Raw genomic sequence first — 18,795 nt, 5'->3', positions numbered from 1 at the left:
CGAGGGAGTCCGTCTCGAATCGTTGTCGCCGGGGCCGGCGACGGGCGCACAAAATCTCGCTCTCCCCGCCACAAGCACGAAGCTCATCGCCGTTCTCGCACTCACGGGGTCGCGGGATGAGGCCGCTTGGGCTAGAGGCTCACCCATGTCAATACGGCGTCTGCCCGAGCACCTTGTGAACCGTATCGCTGCCGGTGAGGTGGTGGAAAGACCGGCCAGCGCGTTGAAGGAACTTGTTGAGAACGCAATCGACGCTGGAGCGAGTCGGGTCTCGGTTTCTTTGTCGCGGGGCGGGCTTTCGCGGATCGAAGTAGTCGATGACGGTTGCGGCATGACCCCGGCCGACATGGTCCTCGCTCTGGAACGGCATGCCACCTCCAAGCTTCCCGACAGCCTGGTCGGCGACGAAGGCTCCATCGACTCGGTCGCGACCCTCGGCTTCCGTGGCGAAGCGCTTCCCTCGATCGCCAGCGTTGCGCGGCTAGCCATCGAAAGTCGGGTCCGCGGCGCCGATGGCTGGCGCCGCGTCGTGGACAACGGCCTGCTTGCCGCTGAGGGCCCCGCTGCCCTGCCGCCCGGGACCCGAGTGCTGGTGGAAGACCTGTTCGAGCGCGTACCTGCCCGACGCAAGTTCATGCGCTCCCCTCGTGCGGAGTATGCGGCGTGCCTCGACGCGGTTCGCCGACTCGCCATGGCGCGGCCCGACATTGGCTTTTCCGTCGAGCATGACGGCCGCCGCGTGCTTGCCGCCCCGGTGCCGGAAGAGCGCCCGGCGCGAGTCGCGGCGCTGACCGACCGTGACCTGGTGGAGAACTCGGTCGCGGTGGACCTGGTTCGCGACAGCGTGGTGCTGGGCGGGGTGGCAAGCCTGCCGACCTATCACCGCGGCGTAGCGGACCACCAATATTTGTTTGTCAACGGCCGGCCGGTGAAGGATCGGCTGCTGATCGGGGCAATCCGTGGCGCCTATGCGGAGATGCTGCCGCGCGATCGTCATGCCGTGGTCGCGCTGTTCCTCGACCTTCCCTCGTCTGAGGTCGACGTCAACGTTCATCCCGCCAAGACCGAGGTGCGGTTTCGCGACCCTGCGGCGATCCGCGGGCTGGTCGTATCAGGACTTCGACGGGCCCTGGATCAGGCGGGTCACCGCGTCGTGCGCCAGCCTGTCGCCGACATCGCCGACCTTTGGCAGCGTGAGGCTCCGCCTGCAGAGCCAACCGCAATGGCTCCCAATTTCGATTATTCCGCGCCCGCAATGGTGGCGGAAAGGCGGCCCACCTTCTTCGCACCGCCGCCGGCCGCACGCGCTGAGCCGGCGATGGCTGCGCCAAGCCACGCGGGCGACTTCCCGCTCGGAGTGGCGCGCGGGCAGGTCGCCCGAACCTATGTGGTCGCGGAGGCGGAGGACGGGCTGATCCTGGTCGACCAGCACGCGGCGCATGAGCGTTTGGTGCTGGAGCGTATGCGGGCCGCTCTCGCTGGCGGGCGTGTCGCGAGTCAGGCGCTGCTGATCCCCGAGGTGGTCGAGTTGGATGAGCCCGCGTGCGACCGCCTGGAAGCGCGAGCGGGCGAACTCGCGGATTATGGTCTGGAGATCGAGCGGTTCGGCGCCCGCGCGGTGCTGGTACGCGCTACTCCTGCGTTGTTGGGGCAGGCCGATCCAGCCGGGCTATTGCGCGATCTGGCCGACGAGATCGCCGCCTATGACGAAGCGTTGTCACTGCGCGAGCGCCTCGACCGCATCGCAGGCACCATGGCCTGCCACGGGTCTGTGCGCGCCGGCCGCGTGCTGTCGGTGCCGGAGATGAACGCGCTGCTGCGTGAGATGGAGGCCACGCCGCACTCCGGCCAGTGCAACCACGGCCGCCCGACCTGGATCAAGCTCGCTCATGCCGACATCGAGAAGCTGTTCGGACGGCGGTAAGCATCCGCCCGAACCCTGAGTCTCTTGTTGGGACATGGCCCCTGTTCATCTGGTGGAAACATATCACCCTGTCGCGCATTTAGAACGCAACACCGTCAACTGGTCTTCTGGATAGATACCGTCATGAAGAGTATCGTACCGATCGTCTTGGCCCTCATACCGCTCACGGCAGTGATCGGCGCTTGCGTCGCTTGCCCTTGATCGCGCAGTAAACCTCGATTGCAAAAAAGGGCCGCTCGGAACGATCCGGGCGGCCCTTTTTTCACTCGGTTCAGGCGGTCCGGTCACTTGTGGGTGACCGGACCGAAAGAATTAGCCCTCAGCCTGATCCTGCGGCTGTGCCTCGGCAGTGGCGCCGGGCTCTGCATTGGGATCGTAATCCTCAGTGAAGCCGGCTTCGTCACGCTCGAACATCTGAGCCATGACGTCGACGCCCGTTGCCTGCATCTCGGCCTCTTCGGGAGAGCGAGCAACGTTGACCCGAACGGTCACCGCAACTTCAGGATGAAGCGCCACGCGCACCTCATACAGGCCGATCGACTTGATCGGCTTGTCGAGGACGACCTGGCTCTTGGTCACCTTGTGACCAGCCGCTTCGAGCGCGTCGATCAGGTCGCGCACCGCGACCGAGCCGTAAAGCTGGCCGGTGTTCGATGCCTGGCGGATCAGCGTGACCGACGCGTCCTTGAACGACGTCGCCTGCTTCTCCGCGTCGCCGCGGCGGTTGGCGTTGTCCGACTCGATGCGGGCGCGATTGGCCTCGAACACCTTTCGGTTGGCTTCGTTGGCGCGCAGCGCCTTCTTGCGAGGGAGAAGGAAGTTACGGGCAAAGCCGTCCTTCACCTTCACCACGTCGCCGATGTGGCCGAGCTTTTCGACTCGTTCCAGCAGAATGACGTCCATCTGCCTATCTCCTCACTTCACGACGTAGGGCAGCAGGCCTAGGTGACGGGCGCGCTTGATCGCTACCGCCAGCTCGCGCTGCTTCTTGGCCGACACCGAGGTGATGCGGCTCGGAACGATCTTGCCACGCTCGGACACGAAGCCCTGCAACAGACGCACGTCCTTATAGTCGATCTGGGGAGCGTCCTTCGCGGAGAAAGGGCAGCTCTTGCGGCGGCGGAAAAACGGACGGGCCATTATGCGAGCTCCTCTTCACGGCGCGGCGGGCGACCACCATCGCGGCCACCTTCACGGTCGCTGCGACGCTCACGGTCACGCTCCTGCTTGCGCATCATCACCGACGGGCCAGCTTCGGCTTCATCGATACGGACGGTCATGTAACGAATGACGTCCTCGTTGATCTGGGTCTGACGCTCGAGTTCCGCGATCACCGTGCCGGGTGCGTCGATTTCGAGCATCACGTAATGCGCCTTGCGGTTCTTTGCGATCCGGTAGGCGAGGCTGCGAAGGCCCCAGGTCTCCGTCTTGGTGACGCGACCCTGATTATCTTCGATGATCTTAGTGGCGATTTCCGCCAGCGCGTCCACCTGCGCCTGTGCAAGATCCTGGCGCGCAAGGAACACGTGCTCGTATAGAGCCATGCTACGTCCTTCGTGTTGGCCGATCGCTGACGCCGCCCCATGCGGTCGCCCCTCCGGCTGTCGTCAATGCATTGCGGGGCGGCAGGCATGGCCCACCGCCCCGGTGCTGCACGCCCCTACACGAGAGGGGCGAAAAGGCAAGTGTTACCGAAACAGGCCGCGGCGTACCTCCACAACCGTGCCGTTTGGGCGGACCAGAACCGCGTCGCGGCCCGAGCGAGCCCAGTAGAATCCCCGTTGCGGTGCGCGCAGGCGGTAGGAGCGATACTCGGTGATCCGGCGGTAGTTGGGGGCATTGCGGGTTTGAAACCGCTGGCCAGGGCGCCAGTCATGCGTGGTGGTCCGGGTGGTCACCACCGTGCGGCCGTTGCGGTTCTCCTTGACGGTGGTCACGGTCCGGTGCTGAGGCGCGGCCTCCGCGACACTTGCGAGCAGGGGGCTGGCAGCCAGGGTTGCGGCAACGGCGCTCAGGATCAGCTTCTTCATTACCCTCTTCCTTTGTCGTTCGGCGCCGAACAGCGGCGTCGAACGGAAGGTAGGAAACCCTTGTCGCACGACCATGTTGCAAAAGGCCCGAAATGGTCGCGACCTGTCGCAACAGCGCCGGGTTCGTTCAGGTTGCCAGCGCCGTCGCCCGGGCATAGGGCGCGCGCCACGCATTCATAAGGAGAGGTCATGCGCGCGTTCATCTTCCCGGGCCAGGGTAGCCAGGCGGTCGGCATGGGTCGCGCTCTGGCGGACGCCAGCCCCCACGCCCGTGAGGTGTTCGGCGAGGTGGACGAGGCTCTGGGCCAGCATCTCTTCCGCATCATGACGGACGGGCCACCGGACGAGTTGACCCTGACTCAGAATGCCCAGCCCGCGATCATGGCGAACGCCATCGCGGCGTTGCGCGTGCTGGAGCGCGAGGGCGGGGTGAGCCTTGCGGACAAAGCCGATTATGTCGCCGGTCACAGCTTGGGCGAATATACCGCCCTGTGCGCCGCGAAGACCTTTGACGTGGCCACCACCGCGCGACTGCTGAGGCTTCGTGGTCAGGCGATGCAGGCGGCCGTTCCAGTGGGCGAGGGCGCGATGGCGGCTCTGCTGGGGGCGGATCTTGCAAAGGCGCAGGCGATTGCCGGCGCAGCTGTGGACGCCATTCTGGCCGAAGGCGGCGTGGAGCGGGTGTGCACGGTGGCGAACGACAACGATCCGAGCCAGGTCGTGATCTCCGGCCACCGCGACGCCGTCGAGCGCGCGGCCGCGCTCGCCAAGGACATGGGGGCCAAGCGGGCGGTGCTGCTGCCCGTCTCTGCTCCGTTTCACTGCCCGTTGATGCAGCCCGCCGCCGACGCAATGGATGCGGCATTAGCCGATGTTCAGCTCAGCGCGCCGCTTGTGCCCGTGTACGCCAATGTTGACGCCGCCCCGATCGCGGACCCCGGCCAGATCCGCGTCGCGCTGGTCCAGCAAGTTACCGGCATGGTCCGCTGGCGCGAATCGGTCCTCGCGATGCGGGATGCCGGCGTGACCCAGATCGTGGAGTTCGGCGGCAAGGTGCTCGCCCCCATGGTGAAGCGTATTGCGCCTGACATCGACGCCGTCAGCATCGTTTCGATGGACGACATTGAAGCGCTTCTCCCGAAATTCTGAAAGGATCACGGATGTTTGACCTTACCGGCAGGACTGCCCTTGTCACCGGCGCCTCCGGCGGCATCGGTTCGGCCATCGCCCGCGCGCTGGCTGGGCAGGGGGCCCGATTGGCGTTGTCCGGCTCGAACGCAGAAAAGCTTGAAGGCTTCCGGGCGACGCTGGGCGGCGATCATGTGGCGGTGCCCTGTGACCTGTCGGATGCGGCACAGGTAGACGCGCTGGTGCCCCAGGCGGTGCAAGCGCTGGGCGGACGGCTCGACATTCTGGTCAACAACGCCGGCGTCACCCGGGACAATCTCGTCATGCGAATGAAAGATGACGAGTGGGACCAGGTGATCCGCGTCAATTTGGAAGCAGCGTTCCGCCTGGTCCGCGCGGCCGCCAAGCCAATGATGAAGGCGCGCTATGGCCGGGTGATCTCGGTCACCTCGGTCGTGGGGCAGACAGGAAATCCCGGCCAGGCGAACTATGCCGCGTCCAAGGCGGGGCTGGTCGGCATGTCCAAGGCGCTGGCGCAGGAACTCGCCAGCCGTAACGTTACCGTGAACTGCGTCGCGCCCGGTTTCATTCGTTCCGCGATGACGGATGTGCTGCCCGAGGCACAAAGGACGGCGCTGCTGACCCGGATCCCTGCGGGCGACCTGGGCACGGGGGAAGACATCGGCGCCGCGGTTGTATATCTCGCCAGTCGGGAAGCGGGCTACGTCACCGGCCAGACGTTGCACGTCAACGGCGGCATGGCCATGGTGTGACGGCTGCGGCCGAAGTGCCGCTTGCCACTAGAACAACCGCGTTATACGGGCGTTCAGGAACACACCATTCCGCAAGGAACGAAGAGGGACTATCATGAGCGAAACCGCCGACCGCGTGAAGAAGATCGTTGTCGAGCACCTCGGCGTAGAAGCCGACAAGGTGACCGAAGATGCGAGCTTCATCGACGATCTGGGCGCGGACAGCCTCGACATCGTCGAGCTGGTGATGGCCTTTGAGGAGGAGTTCGGCGTGGAAATCCCCGACGACGCCGCCGAGAAGATCACGACCGTGAAGGACGCGATCACCTATATCGACGAGCACAAGGGCTGATAGCCGCTCGCCGATAGCCCTGGGCTTGTTGAAGGGCTGCACTTCGCTCCCAAATTCAGGGTGAAGGTGAGGGCATCGGGCTTACCGTCGGGGCTAAAGCCGCCGATGGTGCCCAACACAGGCTCAGCCCGAACGGGGCTGGGCCTGTTGCCGTTTCAAGACCTGTTGTTTTTTCAGGGAAAGACTACCGATGCGCCGTGTTGTGATAACCGGACTGGGCCTCGTGACACCGCTTGGTGCGGACGTTGAGACTGCCTGGAAAAACATCGTCGCCGCCAAGTCCGGGGCGGGCACCATAACCCATTTCGACGCGACCGACTTCCACTCGAACTACGCGTGCGAAGTGAAGCCGGCCGACCATGAATATGGGTTCGATCCAGGCCAGCGGGTCGACCACAAGGTCCAGCGCCAGGTTGATCCGTTCATTGTCTTCGGCATTGATGCTGCTGGCCAGGCGCTCGAAGATGCGGGCCTTACCGACATGCCGGAAGCGGACCGCTTTCGGGCGGGGTGCTCGATTGGCTCGGGCATCGGCGGCCTGCCGGGCATTGAGTCCGAGTCGCTGGTGCTGGCCAGCAAGGGTCCCAAGCGCGTCAGCCCCCACTTCGTCCATGGTCGCCTGATCAACCTCATCTCGGGCCAGGTGTCGATTAAATACGGCCTGATGGGTCCGAATCACGCCGTGGTCACGGCCTGCTCGACCGGCGCGCATTCGATCGGCGATGCCGCTCGCATGATCGCGATGGACGATGCGGACGTCATGCTGGCAGGCGGTGCGGAAAGCACGATTTGTCCGATCGGCATTGCCGGGTTTGGTCAGGCACGCGCTCTCTCGACAGGCTTTCGCGACGAGCCCTGGCGGGCAAGCCGCCCGTGGGACAAGGATCGCGACGGCTTCGTGATGGGCGAGGGCGCAGGCATTGTCGTGCTTGAAGAATATGAGCGGGCCAAGGCACGCGGCGCAAAGATCTATGCCGAAGTGATTGGGTATGGCCTGTCGGGCGACGCCTACCACGTTACCGCACCCCACCCGGAGGGATCGGGCGCGTTTCGGTCGATGGAGATGGCGATCCGCAAGTCCGGCCTTGCGCTCGACGACATCGACTATGTCAACGCGCACGGCACGTCGACGCCGCTTGGTGATGAGCTGGAGCTGGGCGCGGTGCGCCGCCTGTTCGGCAGCGCGCTCGACGGTTTGTCGATGAGCTCGACCAAGTCGGCGATCGGCCACTTGCTGGGGGGAGCGGGCGCGGTGGAGTCGATCTTCTGCATCCTGGCGATGCGCGACGGTGTGGTGCCGCCGACGCTCAACCTCGACAATCCGAGCGAGAACTGCGCTGGCGTGGATCTTGTGCCGCATCAGGCCAAGCAGCGTCGCGTCCGCGCCGTGCTCAACAACAGCTTCGGCTTTGGCGGCACGAACGCCTCGTTGGTGATGAAGGCCATTTAAGCGGATGTCCGCGCCCCGTCGATGACGGTGTGTGGACGCAGTGGCCTTCCGCCGATGCGGACACCTGGAGTGGAAATGCGGAAAGTCGGCTGTCTCGGACTGATCCTTGGCCTTGTCGCGCTTGTGGCGATCGTTACGGTCGTGCGCAGCTGGGGCGGGGCAGGGCCGGCGCAACAGACGCTGACGTTCCAGGTGCCGCAAGGTGCCAGCGTCGCGTCGGCTGCGCGCGGTCTGGAGCGGGCGGGCGCGATTTCGTCCGCCTCCCGCTTCCGGGTGCTCGCCAGGCTGTTCGGCTCGTCCGATCCGATCAAGGCTGGCGAGTATCGAATTCCGCCGCACACGTCGCCAGCTGACATCCTGAAGATGCTCCAAGGCGGCAAGGTGCTGCAGCACCTGGTCGTGGTGCCGGAGGGTTATCCATCGGTGCTGGTCCATGACGCGCTCGCCAAGGCGGATGGGCTGACCGGTTCGGTCCCGGTTCCAGCCGAAGGCTCGATCCTGCCCGACAGCTATGCTTTCCAGCGCGGCGACACTCGGATGGAGGTCGTGGCACGGATGCAGACGGCCATGCGCGATTACCTCGCAGCCGCCTGGAAGAAGCGCAAACCGGGCCTGGCGGTCACCACCCCCGAACAGGCGATCGTTCTCGCCTCCATCGTGGAAAAGGAAACTGGCAAGCCTGCAGAGCGGCGGATGGTGGCCGCTGTTTATTCAAACCGCCTGCGCCAGCACATGCCCCTGCAAGCCGACCCGACCGTGATCTACCCGATCACCAAGGGGCGCCCGCTTGGCCGCCGCATCCTGCTTTCGGAACTTAGGGCCAAGAACGGTTACAACACCTATGCGTCGCCCGGACTGCCGGCAGGGCCGATCGCAAATCCCGGTCGCGCTTCGATCGATGCGGTGCTCGACCCCGCGTCCAGCCCCGCCCTTTACTTCGTGGCGGACGGATCAGGCGGGCATGTTTTCGCGAACACGCTGGCCGAGCACAATGCGAACGTCGCGAAGTGGCGAGCTTATCGCGCGGCGCACGGCATCTAAGCGTCAGCATCAACTCCGGCTGACTACTCTACAGGTGGGAGCTCCCAACTGGTCGCGAACTCTGCCCTACGCGCAGCCCCCCGTCCGTTCTCGTCGCGGGCAGGCGAGAACGGGTTCGAGTGGAAGCTATTCGGCAGGATCGGCCATCAATCGCCAGTGATTTGCTGCTTCGGACGCCTAGGCATGATGTGACGTTCGCTGCCGCCAAAATGGTCAGAAAGTGACCACGCACCCGTTGATGCAGGCACAACGCCTCGGGCGGGTGGTCGGCAGGCTGCGGGACTGGCGCTTGATACCTTAGGCGAGCGCTACAAGCCCAATCAGAACGTCTCGCGCGCTCGGCCTTCGGTCAGCGCTTGAGCGCTGTCGCGGAGCGCGCCTTGGCTTCGATTTCGGCCAGCGTGCCACTCGTGACCCAGCTGCCGCCGACGCACAACACTGGATCAAATGCGAGCCAGTCGGGCGCGTTCGCTTCCGTGATCCCACCGGTCGGGCAGAACCGACATTGGAAGAAGGGAGCCGCCAATGCCTTCAGCGCCGGAAGCCCGCCTGATGTTTCAGCGGGAAAGAACTTGAAGTGGGTCAGCCCCATCTCGAGCCCACGCATGATGTCGCCAGCCGTCGCAACGCCGGGCAGGAAAGGGACGCCGCTCTGCACGACCCGCTCACCCAAGCGTTCCGACAGGCCCGGTGACACGATGAATTCGGCGCCCGCGTCCATGACCTGCTCGAACTGGTCGGTCGACACCACGGTGCCTGCGCCGACGATCGCGCCCGGCACAAGCTTCATTTCGCGGATGACATCGAGCGCGACGGGAGTGCGCATTGTCACCTCCAGCACTTTCAGTCCGCCGGCGACCAGCGCCTCCGCGAGCGGGCGTGCCTGGGCGACGTCGTGAACGACCAGCACGGGAATGACCGCGCTGGTACGCATGATGTTGGCGATGTCGGTCATGCCTGTTCCTGATGTTCCTGGGCGAACGCGGCCGCAGCCCCGAACAGGCCCGGTTGCGGGTGGGTGATAAGCTTGACCGGGATACCGGCCATCATTGTCTGAAAGCGACCTTTGGCGACGAAGCGTTGGTCGAAGCCTGATCGGATCAGCTTGTTCTTGATCCGGAGCCCCAGACCCCCGGCGATTACCACCGCCTTCGCCCCATGCGCCAGCGCGAGGTCACCGGACACCGCGCCCAGAGCGAGGCAGAAACGATCCAGCGCCGCGAGCGCAATAGGGTCGGTGCCGTCGAGCGCTTCCGTCCAGATGGTCCGATCGTCCCGGCTGGCCACAGGGCGATCCTCCAGCTCGGCCAGCGTTTCGTAAATGGCGACAATCGCGGGCCCGGCGCACAGCCGTTCAGCCGAGACACGCGTATAGAGCCCACGAAGCCGCTTGACGATCGCGTCCTCGATCCGGTCCAGCGGGGCATAGTCGATGTGCCCGCCCTCGGTCGGCAGCACATGATAACGGCCCGCCGTCTTGAACACCTGCGCGACGCCAAGGCCGGTTCCAGGGCCGCAGACAGTGACCACGCCGTCGTCCGGCAGTGACACTTCAGGGCCGCAAAGATGGTCGAAATGCTCGGCGGGCAACTGCGCGACAGCATGCCCGATCGCGCCGAAGTCGTTGATCAGCGTCCAGACATCCGCACCCAGCCGTTCCGGGATCAGATAGGGGCGAATCACCCAGGGGTTGTTGGTCAGGCGAATTACATCGCCAGTGATCGGAGACGCGACAGCAATTGCCGCTGCACGCGGCGCAGGCCGGCCAAGCTGCGCGCTGAACGCCGCCCATGCTGTCTGCAGGCTGGCATATTCCGCGGTCTTCAGCGTGATCGGCTCACCCAGTGATATGACTTTACCGCCAGCAACCTCGGCTATGGCAAAGCGCGCGTGCGTACCCCCGATGTCGACCGCGACCAACTCCATGCCGTTTCCCTTCGTCAAAGCCCTGCACCCGCGAGCACCGCCGATGCGCCCTTCTCAGCCTCGTCGGCAAGCCCGCGGAACATCCCGAACAACTCGCGACCCATGCCCGTGGCGGTCTGCGGCGCCTCGGCCAAGGCCCGCGCGGCCCATTCGGCTGGATCCACCAGCGCGTCCAGTGTCCCCGTCACAGCATCGACTCGGATCACGTCGCCATCGCGTACCCGCCCGATCGGGCCACCGCCGAGCGCCTCGGGACTGAGGTGGATGGCGCACGGCACCTTGCCGCTGGCTCCTGACATTCGGCCATCGGTGACCAGCGCGACGCGATAGCCCCGGTTCTGAAGCACGCCCAGCGGCGGGGTCAGCTTGTGCAACTCGGGCATGCCGTTCGCACGCGGGCCCTGGAAGCGGACTACGACGACAACGTCGCCCTCCAACTCGCCTGCCTTGAACGCCTCGAGCACGTCGAGCTGGTCGTCAAACACCCGCGCTGGCGCTTCCACGATCCAGCGGGCTCGCTCGACGGCCGACACCTTGATGCAGGCCCGGCCAAGATTGCCCTGAAGGATGCGCATGCCACCGTCGGGAGAGAAGGGGCGGTCGGCAGGACGCAGAATGGTTTCATCGCCACTCTCGCCCGGATCGCGCCAGGTCAGCGTGTCGCCATCCAGCACCGGCTTCTCGCCATAGGCGGCCAGGTCATCGCCCGCGACCGTCATGATGTCGCGATGCAGGTGCCCGCTGCCGATCAGCTCCCGGATCACGAACGCAATTCCGCCCGCCTCCTCGAACCCGTTCACGTCCGCTGCCCCGTTGGGGTAAACGCGCGCGATCAGCGGCACCGCGGCGGATAGACGGTCCATGTCCTCCCAATCGATGATGATGCCTGCCGCGCGCGCGATGGCGGGCAGGTGGAGGAGGTGGTTGGTCGACCCACCAGTCGCCAGCAACCCGACCGCTGCGTTGATAATCGCCTTCTCGTCAACACAGCGAGCCAGTGGGCGGTAATCATTGCCACGCTGCCCAATGGCGGCCAAGCGATGCACCGCCGCTCGGGTCAATTCCTGGCGAAGCTTTGTACCCGGATTGACGAATGCCGCGCTGGGCATGTGCAGGCCCATCACCTCCATCATCATCTGGTTGGTATTAGCCGTGCCGTAGAAGGTGCAGGTACCCTTGCTGTGATAGGCGCCGATCTCCGCCTCCAGCAGCTCGTCGCGACCGGCCTTGCCCTCCGCGAACGCCTCGCGCACCGCCGCTTTCGCCTTGTTGGGGATGCCGGTCGGCATGGGGCCACCGGGGATCAGGATCATAGGAAGGTGGCCAAAGCGCAGCGCGCCCATCAGCAAACCTGGCACGATCTTGTCACAAATGCCGAGCAGGGCCGCCCCTTCGAACGTGCCATGGGACAGGGCGATTGCCGTCGACAGCGCGATGGTGTCGCGGCTGAACAAGGACAGCTCCATCCCGGCATAGCCCTGGGTCACCCCGTCGCACATCGCCGGCACGCCACCCGCGACCTGCGCCGTCGCGCCTGCCTCGCGCGCCCAGACCTTCATCTGTTCGGGATAGCGATAATAGACCGCGTGCGCCGACAGCATGTCGTTGTACGCGGTGACCAGGCCGATGTTCATGCCCTGCCCGTGACGCATCGCGTCCCGGTCCTCCTGTGTTCCAGCATAGGCATGGGCAAGGTTCGCGCACCCAAGGTTGGGGCGCCGGATCGCGCTATCCGCCTCCCGCTCGATTAGCTGGAGGTAGGCTGCGCGCGACGGGCGCGAACGCTCGATAACGCGGTCGGTGACGGCGAGAACTTGGGGGTGCATATGGCCTCTTGTACCCCGGCTCGGGCGGGGGTCCAGCCCGGGTTCCCGCCGTGGCAGGACCCGGGATCAATGACGCTTTAAGGCGCCCAGTGGATATCGACGGGAAGTTCGGCGTCCGCGAGCACACGCCCGATCGGATAGCTCGATCCCGCGCCCTGCTTGATCGCCTTCTCGATCACGTCACGCTTGCCCTGGCCGGTTACCGCGATCATCAGTGCGCGCGCTGTCACGATGCCTTGCCGCGACAGCGTTACGCGCGCGACAGGCGCTTCGGGTGGCAGCGGATCGGGCATGACACCCAGCGCGCGGCGCTCCTTGGGGCCGTTCAACGCTTCGTCGAAGTCGGGGCCGGGGAAGATCGATGCGGTATGACCGTCACCGCCCACGCCCAGCAGGCACAGGTCCAGCGGCCAATGAAGGTCCTGCATCAGCGCGTCCGCAGACTTGCCGGCAGCCTTGTAGTCCTTGGTCGCCTGGGGAACGATCGGCACGACACGGGCGCCCTTCGGGATGAACGACTTCCCGATCAGGGTGACGTTGGAGAGGGGGTCGCCAAGCGGTACAACCCGCTCGTCCGTGGGTACGATTGTGACGCGCTTCCAATCCAGCTTGGCCTGGGTCAGGATGGCATAGATCGGCTTGGGCGTATTTCCGCCGGGCAGAGCGATGACCGCCGCGCCACGCGCGTCGATCGCGCTTTCGATGATGAACTGCACGTCGCCGGCGACCGCTTCGGCCATTTCGGCGGCATCATCATACTCCCACCACTCAATTTCTTCGCTCATGTTCTTCAACTCCGTGGTGGTTAGCCGCGCCTCTACACTGTTCGCCCCAAGCCTGTCGAAGGGGCCAGGCAAGCGAACCTGCCCGGCGCTATCGCCTGGACCAGGTTACAGGAAGTGGTGCGGCTGGTTAGATGATCAATCGTCCTGCCAGGTGACCCCGTCGCGCTCGGTCAGCGCGATCGCGGCAGAGGGCCCCCAGGTTCCCGACGCATAGCTCTTGGGCTTCGTGCCATTGGCATCCCAGCCGGCGCGGATCGCGTCGATCCAGGTCCATTGTGCTTCCACCTCGTCACGGCGCACGAACAGCGTCTGGTCGCCCTCGATCAGGTCGAGCAGCAGCCGCTCATAGGCTATACGACGGCGCGAACCGGCGAACTCTGCATCCATGGACAGGTTCAATGGTACCTCGCGTAGGCGAATGCCCTCGCGATCCAGTCCCGGCTCCTTCGCCATGACCAACATCTGGACATATTCCTCCGGCTGCAACCGGATCACCAGCACGTTGGGCTGAAGCAGACCGCCGCGCCCCTGGAACATGGAGTGAGGGACCGGCTTGAACTGGATCGCAATCTCGGACTGGCGCGACGCCATGCGCTTGCCCGTGCGCAGGTAGAAGGGCACGCCTTGCCAGCGCCAGTTGTCGACATGCGCCTTGATCGCGACGAACGTCTCGGTGTTCGAGGGCTTGCCGAGCTCGTCGGTGTAGCTCTTGACGATCTCACCACCCGACGCGCCGGAGCTGTACTGGCCGGTTACGGTGACATTCGGCGTCTCTTCCGGCGCGATCAGGCGAAGCGAACGAAAGACCTTTGCCTTTTCGTCGCGTACCGCGTCCTTGTCGAAATGTGCCGGCGGCTCCATCGCGACCAGGGCGACAAGCTGAAGAATGTGATTGGCCACCATGTCCCGCAGCGCGCCCGCACCGTCATAATATCCGGCACGCTCTTCCAACCCGACCTTTTCCGCGATCGTTATCTGGATGTTGTCGATCCCACGAGCGTTCCAGACCGGTTCGAAGAAGGAATTGCCGAACCGCAACGCCAGAATGTTCTGAACCGTCTCCTTGCCAAGATAATGGTCGATCCGGAAAATCCGGGTTTCCGGGAAGACGGTCGCCACGGTGTCGTTGATGTGGCGGCTTGACGCGAGATCGTAGCCGAGCGGCTTCTCCAGCGCGATCCGCACCGTATCACCAGCCAGGCCCACCGACTCGAGGCCCTTAACGGCAGACTCGAACAGCGAGGGTGCAGTGGAGAGATAAATCGCGAGGCCGCCCGAGACGTCGCCGATCTTGTCCGCGAGCGGCTTGAAGGTCGACGGGTCGGACAAGTCCACGGCTTGGAACACAAGCCGCTCCAGGAAAGACTTGAGCGCGCCCTCGTTTTTGCGGTCCGCGGGCAGGAATTCGTCCAGCGCCTTGTTGGCGAGATCGCGGAACCCTGCATCGTCCATGTCCGACCGTGCCGAGCCAGTGATGGTCAAGCCGTGCGGCAACAATCCGTCGGCATGAAGGCCATAGAGGGAGGGCAGCAGCATCCTCCGCGACAGATCGCCGGTCGCGCCGAACAAGAGCAGCTTGCTCACGGGATTGCGCTGCATGCGATTTTACTCCGCTTAGAGGATTAGGCCGGCGAGCGGGTCGAGCCCGGCCATTATGTTCAGATTCTGCACGGCCGCTCCAGCCGCGCCCTTGCCGAGATTGTCGAGCGTTGCGATCAGCCGGACCTGCTCTGTTTCGGCATCGAAAAACGCGTGCAGCGTCATACGATCCGTGCCGGCGTCGTCTTCGATCCCCAGCGTCGCGCGGTTACCTTGCGACACCCGGACCAGCCCGCCTGGACGATACGCGTCGTTCAGCACGCCGCGTATGTCGGCCGGCGTCGTGCCCGACGTGAAGTGGGCGAGGTGTAGCGGCACCTCCACCACCATGCCGCGATAGACGTTTGCGACAGCCGGCTGGAAGATCGGTCCGTGACGCAGCCCGGCATGGACAGTCATCTCGGGAACATGCTTGTGGCCGAGGCTAAGCGCATAGGGCCGAAACGCACTACCAGCGCCGCCCTCGAACTCGGCGATCATTGCCTTGCCGCCACCCGAATAACCCGACGTCGCGTTGACGCTGAGCAACGAATAAGCTGGAAGCAGCCCTTCACGGATCAGTGGCCGCACCAGAGCCAGAAAGCCTGTTGGATAGCATCCGGGGTTGCTGACCCTTGTCGCGCCCGCGATCCGTGCCGCGCCGTCGGGCTCAATCTCGGAAAAGCCGTAGGTCCACTCAGGAGCAGTTCGGTGCGCGGTGGATGCGTCGATCACGCGTGTGCGAGGGTTGCCAATCATCGCAACGGCTTCTCGCGCGGCATCATCGGGCAGGCACAGGACTACGACATCGGCGTTGTTGATGGCGTCGCGGCGAGCGGCCGGGTCACGGCGAGCGTCGCCATCCAGCGTTGAAACGGATACGTCGGTTCGTCCGTCCAGCCGTTCGCGGATCTCGAGTCCGGTAGTGCCGGCCGCACCGTCGATGAAAACGGAAACGCTCAACGAGTCGGCTCCACCAGTGCGTCGGCAGCAAGGTAGCCGACCAATTGCTCCGCCGGCGCAACACCCCAGGCATCGCTGCCGAGAAGATCCAAGAGCTCGAAGGTGGCGCCGTCGGCCAACGTCGCGATCACGGCCGATGCGGCGTCGCGCTCCGCCCTCAATGCCGTCGTGCCCTTGACCCGGCGAGACACGGGCGCCGCATAGTGAGGGGCAAACACCCGCGCTGCCAGGCGCATGTCGGCAAGATCAGGCCTGACCGCATGGACGCGCGGATCGAGCTGTACCGAACGACCCGTCAGCGCCACATGCTCACGCGAGGGCGGGTTGGCGCTGCGTTGCGGCGCGCTTGGGGGCGGCGGCGCCTGCGTCGTCGATGAAATGCCCGAATTCTTCAAGAAAGTCCGCCCCTTCAGGTGTGCGCGCGACAAAGATGTTGCGCTTGTCGGCATCGTCGCGTTGACGGCGCAGATAGCCGAGCGCCCCCAACCTGTTCAAGGCGCGCGTCACCACTGGCTTCGATACGTTAAGTGCGCGGGCGAGGCCACGCACCGTATGCGGTCCCGGGGAAAGGTAGACTACCAGCAGAAGTGCCATCTGCCGGTTGGTCAGGTCCGGTTCCCCCGAACGAACATAATCAACCAACGCGCCCATCCAGGCCGATAGCGTTTGGGCTGCCGCACTTGCCATCGCTAAGGTTCCTGCTTCTTTTACGAGAATAATCGTTGCGCGGTCATAACGCCCACCCGAGGTTCAAGTATCCCAGCAGAATCCCACGTTTTTCGTCATCTTAGCCTTCGTTAACGCCCACTGGTTGATCGGCCCGCCGCTTGGCCCTATGTGGCCAACTTCAGCCATCGTCGGCCCACTCGGGATTACCATCAGCTCATGTTTGCCTTTCTTCTCGTCATTCACGCGATCATCGCCGCGGCGCTTGTGGGCGTGATCCTGATGCAGAAGTCGGAGGGCGGCGGGCTCGGCATGGGCGGCAGCCCGTCCGGCCTGATGAGCGCACGGGGCGCGGCGGACTTCCTGACGCGCGCGACCGCGACCCTCGCTACTCTGTTCGTCTTGATGTCGATCGGCCTAGCCGTGTACGCTTCGACGCGTCAGACCCAGGCGGTGGACACGTCGCTCGCCCGGTCGGCCCCGCTGCCGAGCCGTGACGCGGTGCCGAACACACCGGCGGACGCTTCTGCGCTACAGGGCGCGGCTGGCGTTGCGGCGGCGACCGAAGGTAATGCGACGGCTCCTGCAGACAATTCGGCGGTTCCGCTCGCTCGCTAAGGGCTAAACCGACACCGGCGTTGCGACGACCCGTGTCATGCGGGTGCTTGTCGTGCGCCCCCTATCCAAGCTAGGCGTTTCTTCCCATGGCGCGGTTCATTTTCATCACCGGCGGCGTGGTCTCGTCGCTCGGCAAAGGCCTTATGGCGGCTTCCCTCGCGGCCCTTCTCCAGGCGCGCGGGTACCGGGTTCGGATCAGAAAGTTCGACCCTTACCTCAACGTCGATCCGGGCACGATGAGCCCGTATCAGCATGGCGAGGTGTACGTCACGGACGACGGCGCCGAAACTGACCTCGACCTTGGCCACTATGAGCGGTTCACTGGCGTGGCGAGTCGTCAGTCAGACAACGTCACGTCTGGTCGCATCTACAAGACGATTATCGAGCGCGAACGGCGCGGCGATTACTTGGGTGCTACGGTTCAGGTCATCCCGCACGTGACGGACGCGATCAAGGCGTTTGCCCGGGCGGAGACGGACGACCTCGACTTCGTACTCTGCGAAATCGGCGGCACGGTCGGCGACATCGAGTCGCTTCCGTTCATCGAGGCGATCCGTCAGCTTAAGAACGAGGTCGGCCGCGGCCAGGCGATTTCCATCCACGTCACGCTGGTCCCGTACATCGCAGCGGCGGGTGAGCTGAAGACCAAGCCGACGCAGCATTCCGTCCGCGAGCTCGCGGCGCTGGGCGTTCAGCCGGACGTGCTGGTCTGCCGTTGCGAGCAGCCCTTGCCGGCGTCCGAACGGGCCAAGATCGCCCTGTTCTGCAACGTGCCCGCGTCCTCGGTCATCCCGGCGCTGGATGCGAAGAGCATCTATGCGGTGCCGCTGCAATACCATGCCGAAGGACTGGACACAGAGGTTCTTCGCGCGTTCGGTCTGGAGGCGCAGGGCAAGCCCGACCTGTCGCGTTGGCAGCACATCGTCGACGCGTTGACCAACCCGGAGGGCGAGGTGACGGTCGGCGTCGTGGGCAAATATGTCGGCCTCCAGGACGCCTATAAGTCGCTGAACGAGGCCTTGGTCCATGGTGGCATCGCGAACCGGGTAAAGGTCAACATCCGCTGGATCGATGCCGAGCTGTTTGAAGGCAACAAGAGCGAGATCGCGGGTCAGCTTGAGCCGTGCGACGCGATCCTGGTTCCCGGCGCGTTCGGTGAACGCGGAGCCGAGGGCAAGATCGAGAGCGTCCGTTTCGCCCGTGAGCGGGAGATACCTTACTTCGGCATCTGCTTCGGCATGCAGATGGCCTGCGTCGAAGGGGCACGAGACCTGTCGGGTATCGCCGACGCTTCCTCGACCGAATTCGGCCCGACGCCCGAGCCAGTGGTCGGCTTGATCACCGAATGGATGGGCCGCGACGGCCTTGAAAAGCGGCAGGCCTCTGGTGACCTGGGCGGAACCATGCGACTGGGAGCTTACGAGGCCCGGCTGGACGGAAACAGCGTGGTCGCCTCGATTTACGGCAGCGATACGATCTCAGAACGGCATCGTCACCGCTACGAGGTCAACACCGGGTATAAGGAAGCGCTGGAAAAGGGCGGCCTTGTGTTCAGCGGGATGTCACCTGACGGCACCCTTCCAGAGATCGTCGAGCGGCCGGATCATCCCTGGTTCGTCGGCGTTCAGTTCCATCCGGAGCTGAAGTCCAAGCCTTTCGACCCGCATCCTCTGTTCGCAAGCTTTATCGGAGCGGCGGTGAAGCAGAGCCGCCTGGTTTAAGGCTAGCTGCGGAGCGCCCCAGGGCTCGCCGTGGC

20 protein-coding genes are annotated in these 18,795 nt (G+C 64.8%); 8 read left to right on the top strand and 12 right to left on the bottom strand.

What is annotated here, in order from left to right; translation table 11 throughout:
* The first annotated feature begins 145 nt into the window (after positions 1-145).
* Entirely contained in the window at positions 146-1,924 is a 1,779-nt protein-coding gene (gene mutL, locus FHS94_RS03055) for a DNA mismatch repair endonuclease MutL (protein ID WP_184054563.1), read from the top strand.
* Between the two features lie 312 nt (positions 1,925-2,236).
* On the opposite strand, the gene rplI is transcribed toward mutL, so the two are convergent.
* From rplI to FHS94_RS03035, 4 genes are all read right to left on the bottom strand, one after another.
* Complete coding sequence (gene rplI / locus FHS94_RS03050; RefSeq protein ID WP_184054561.1) at positions 2,237-2,827, bottom strand: 50S ribosomal protein L9; 591 nt, start codon at positions 2,825-2,827, stop codon at positions 2,237-2,239.
* A gap of 12 nt (positions 2,828-2,839) precedes the next feature.
* A complete protein-coding gene (gene rpsR, locus FHS94_RS03045) occupies positions 2,840-3,064 on the bottom strand; it encodes a 30S ribosomal protein S18 (RefSeq protein ID WP_184054559.1) in 225 nt (74 codons plus the stop codon).
* Entirely contained in the window at positions 3,064-3,468 is a 405-nt protein-coding gene (rpsF, locus tag FHS94_RS03040) for a 30S ribosomal protein S6 (RefSeq protein ID WP_184054557.1), read from the bottom strand. The genes rpsR and rpsF overlap by 1 nt, the downstream gene beginning before the upstream one ends.
* Before the next feature lie 144 nt (positions 3,469-3,612).
* Positions 3,613-3,954, bottom strand: coding sequence for an RcnB family protein (locus FHS94_RS03035; protein ID WP_184054555.1), 342 nt, complete (start codon positions 3,952-3,954; stop codon positions 3,613-3,615).
* Between the two features lie 189 nt (positions 3,955-4,143).
* Between FHS94_RS03035 and fabD the strand changes: the two genes are divergently transcribed.
* The 5 genes from fabD (at position 4,144) to mltG (ending at position 8,677) form a co-directional block, all read left to right on the top strand.
* Positions 4,144-5,103, top strand: coding sequence for an ACP S-malonyltransferase (gene fabD / locus FHS94_RS03030; RefSeq protein ID WP_184054553.1), 960 nt, complete (start codon positions 4,144-4,146; stop codon positions 5,101-5,103).
* Positions 5,104-5,114: 11 nt separating this feature from the next.
* Positions 5,115-5,855 (top strand): 3-oxoacyl-[acyl-carrier-protein] reductase, encoded by a 741-nt coding sequence (gene fabG, locus FHS94_RS03025; protein WP_184054551.1) that lies wholly within the window; start codon positions 5,115-5,117, stop codon positions 5,853-5,855.
* 94 nt (positions 5,856-5,949) lie between these two features.
* Entirely contained in the window at positions 5,950-6,186 is a 237-nt protein-coding gene (locus FHS94_RS03020; protein ID WP_019515010.1) for an acyl carrier protein, read from the top strand.
* A 190-nt stretch (positions 6,187-6,376) separates the two neighbouring features.
* Positions 6,377-7,636 (top strand): beta-ketoacyl-ACP synthase II, encoded by a 1,260-nt coding sequence (gene fabF / locus FHS94_RS03015; RefSeq protein ID WP_184054549.1) that lies wholly within the window; start codon positions 6,377-6,379, stop codon positions 7,634-7,636.
* A 75-nt stretch (positions 7,637-7,711) separates the two neighbouring features.
* On the top strand, positions 7,712-8,677 hold the full coding sequence (gene mltG / locus FHS94_RS03010; protein WP_184054547.1) for an endolytic transglycosylase MltG: 966 nt from the start codon (positions 7,712-7,714) through the stop codon (positions 8,675-8,677).
* A 349-nt stretch (positions 8,678-9,026) separates the two neighbouring features.
* On the opposite strand, the gene eda is transcribed toward mltG, so the two are convergent.
* From eda to FHS94_RS02970, 8 genes are all read right to left on the bottom strand, one after another.
* On the bottom strand, positions 9,027-9,632 hold the full coding sequence (gene eda, locus FHS94_RS03005; protein ID WP_184054545.1) for a bifunctional 4-hydroxy-2-oxoglutarate aldolase/2-dehydro-3-deoxy-phosphogluconate aldolase: 606 nt from the start codon (positions 9,630-9,632) through the stop codon (positions 9,027-9,029).
* Positions 9,629-10,603, bottom strand: coding sequence for a glucokinase (gene glk, locus FHS94_RS03000; RefSeq protein WP_184054543.1), 975 nt, complete (start codon positions 10,601-10,603; stop codon positions 9,629-9,631). The genes eda and glk overlap by 4 nt, the downstream gene beginning before the upstream one ends.
* Before the next feature lie 14 nt (positions 10,604-10,617).
* Positions 10,618-12,429 carry a phosphogluconate dehydratase gene (gene edd / locus FHS94_RS02995; RefSeq protein WP_184054541.1) on the bottom strand — a complete coding sequence of 604 codons (1,812 nt, stop codon included), beginning with the start codon at positions 12,427-12,429 and terminating at the stop codon, positions 10,618-10,620.
* Between the two features lie 77 nt (positions 12,430-12,506).
* Positions 12,507-13,214, bottom strand: a complete 708-nt coding sequence (pgl, locus tag FHS94_RS02990; RefSeq protein ID WP_184054539.1) for a 6-phosphogluconolactonase — start codon at positions 13,212-13,214, stop codon at positions 12,507-12,509.
* 135 nt (positions 13,215-13,349) lie between these two features.
* Positions 13,350-14,813, bottom strand: a complete 1,464-nt coding sequence (gene zwf, locus FHS94_RS02985) for a glucose-6-phosphate dehydrogenase (RefSeq protein ID WP_184054537.1) — start codon at positions 14,811-14,813, stop codon at positions 13,350-13,352.
* A gap of 15 nt (positions 14,814-14,828) precedes the next feature.
* The gene (argC, locus tag FHS94_RS02980; RefSeq protein WP_184054535.1) at positions 14,829-15,755 is read right to left on the bottom strand and encodes an N-acetyl-gamma-glutamyl-phosphate reductase; all 927 of its coding nucleotides are present in this window, start codon (positions 15,753-15,755) and stop codon (positions 14,829-14,831) included.
* Positions 15,752-16,060, bottom strand: coding sequence for an SH3 domain-containing protein (locus FHS94_RS02975; RefSeq protein ID WP_343055135.1), 309 nt, complete (start codon positions 16,058-16,060; stop codon positions 15,752-15,754). Before FHS94_RS02975 ends, argC begins: the two co-directional genes overlap by 4 nt.
* 4 nt (positions 16,061-16,064) lie before the next feature.
* Positions 16,065-16,406, bottom strand: a complete 342-nt coding sequence (locus FHS94_RS02970) for a MarR family transcriptional regulator (protein WP_184055254.1) — start codon at positions 16,404-16,406, stop codon at positions 16,065-16,067.
* Between the two features lie 234 nt (positions 16,407-16,640).
* On the opposite strand from FHS94_RS02970, the gene secG reads away from it, so the two are divergent.
* Complete coding sequence (gene secG / locus FHS94_RS02965) at positions 16,641-17,039, top strand: preprotein translocase subunit SecG (RefSeq protein ID WP_184054533.1); 399 nt, start codon at positions 16,641-16,643, stop codon at positions 17,037-17,039.
* A gap of 86 nt (positions 17,040-17,125) precedes the next feature.
* Entirely contained in the window at positions 17,126-18,760 is a 1,635-nt protein-coding gene (pyrG, locus tag FHS94_RS02960; protein WP_184054531.1) for a CTP synthase, read from the top strand.
* The last annotated feature ends 35 nt before the right edge of the window (positions 18,761-18,795 follow it).

It is taken from the genome of Sphingomonas aerophila (genome assembly GCF_014199305.1).
GTDB lineage: Bacteria > Pseudomonadota > Alphaproteobacteria > Sphingomonadales > Sphingomonadaceae > Sphingomonas > Sphingomonas aerophila.
This window is presented reverse-complemented; position numbering and strand designations above follow the sequence as displayed.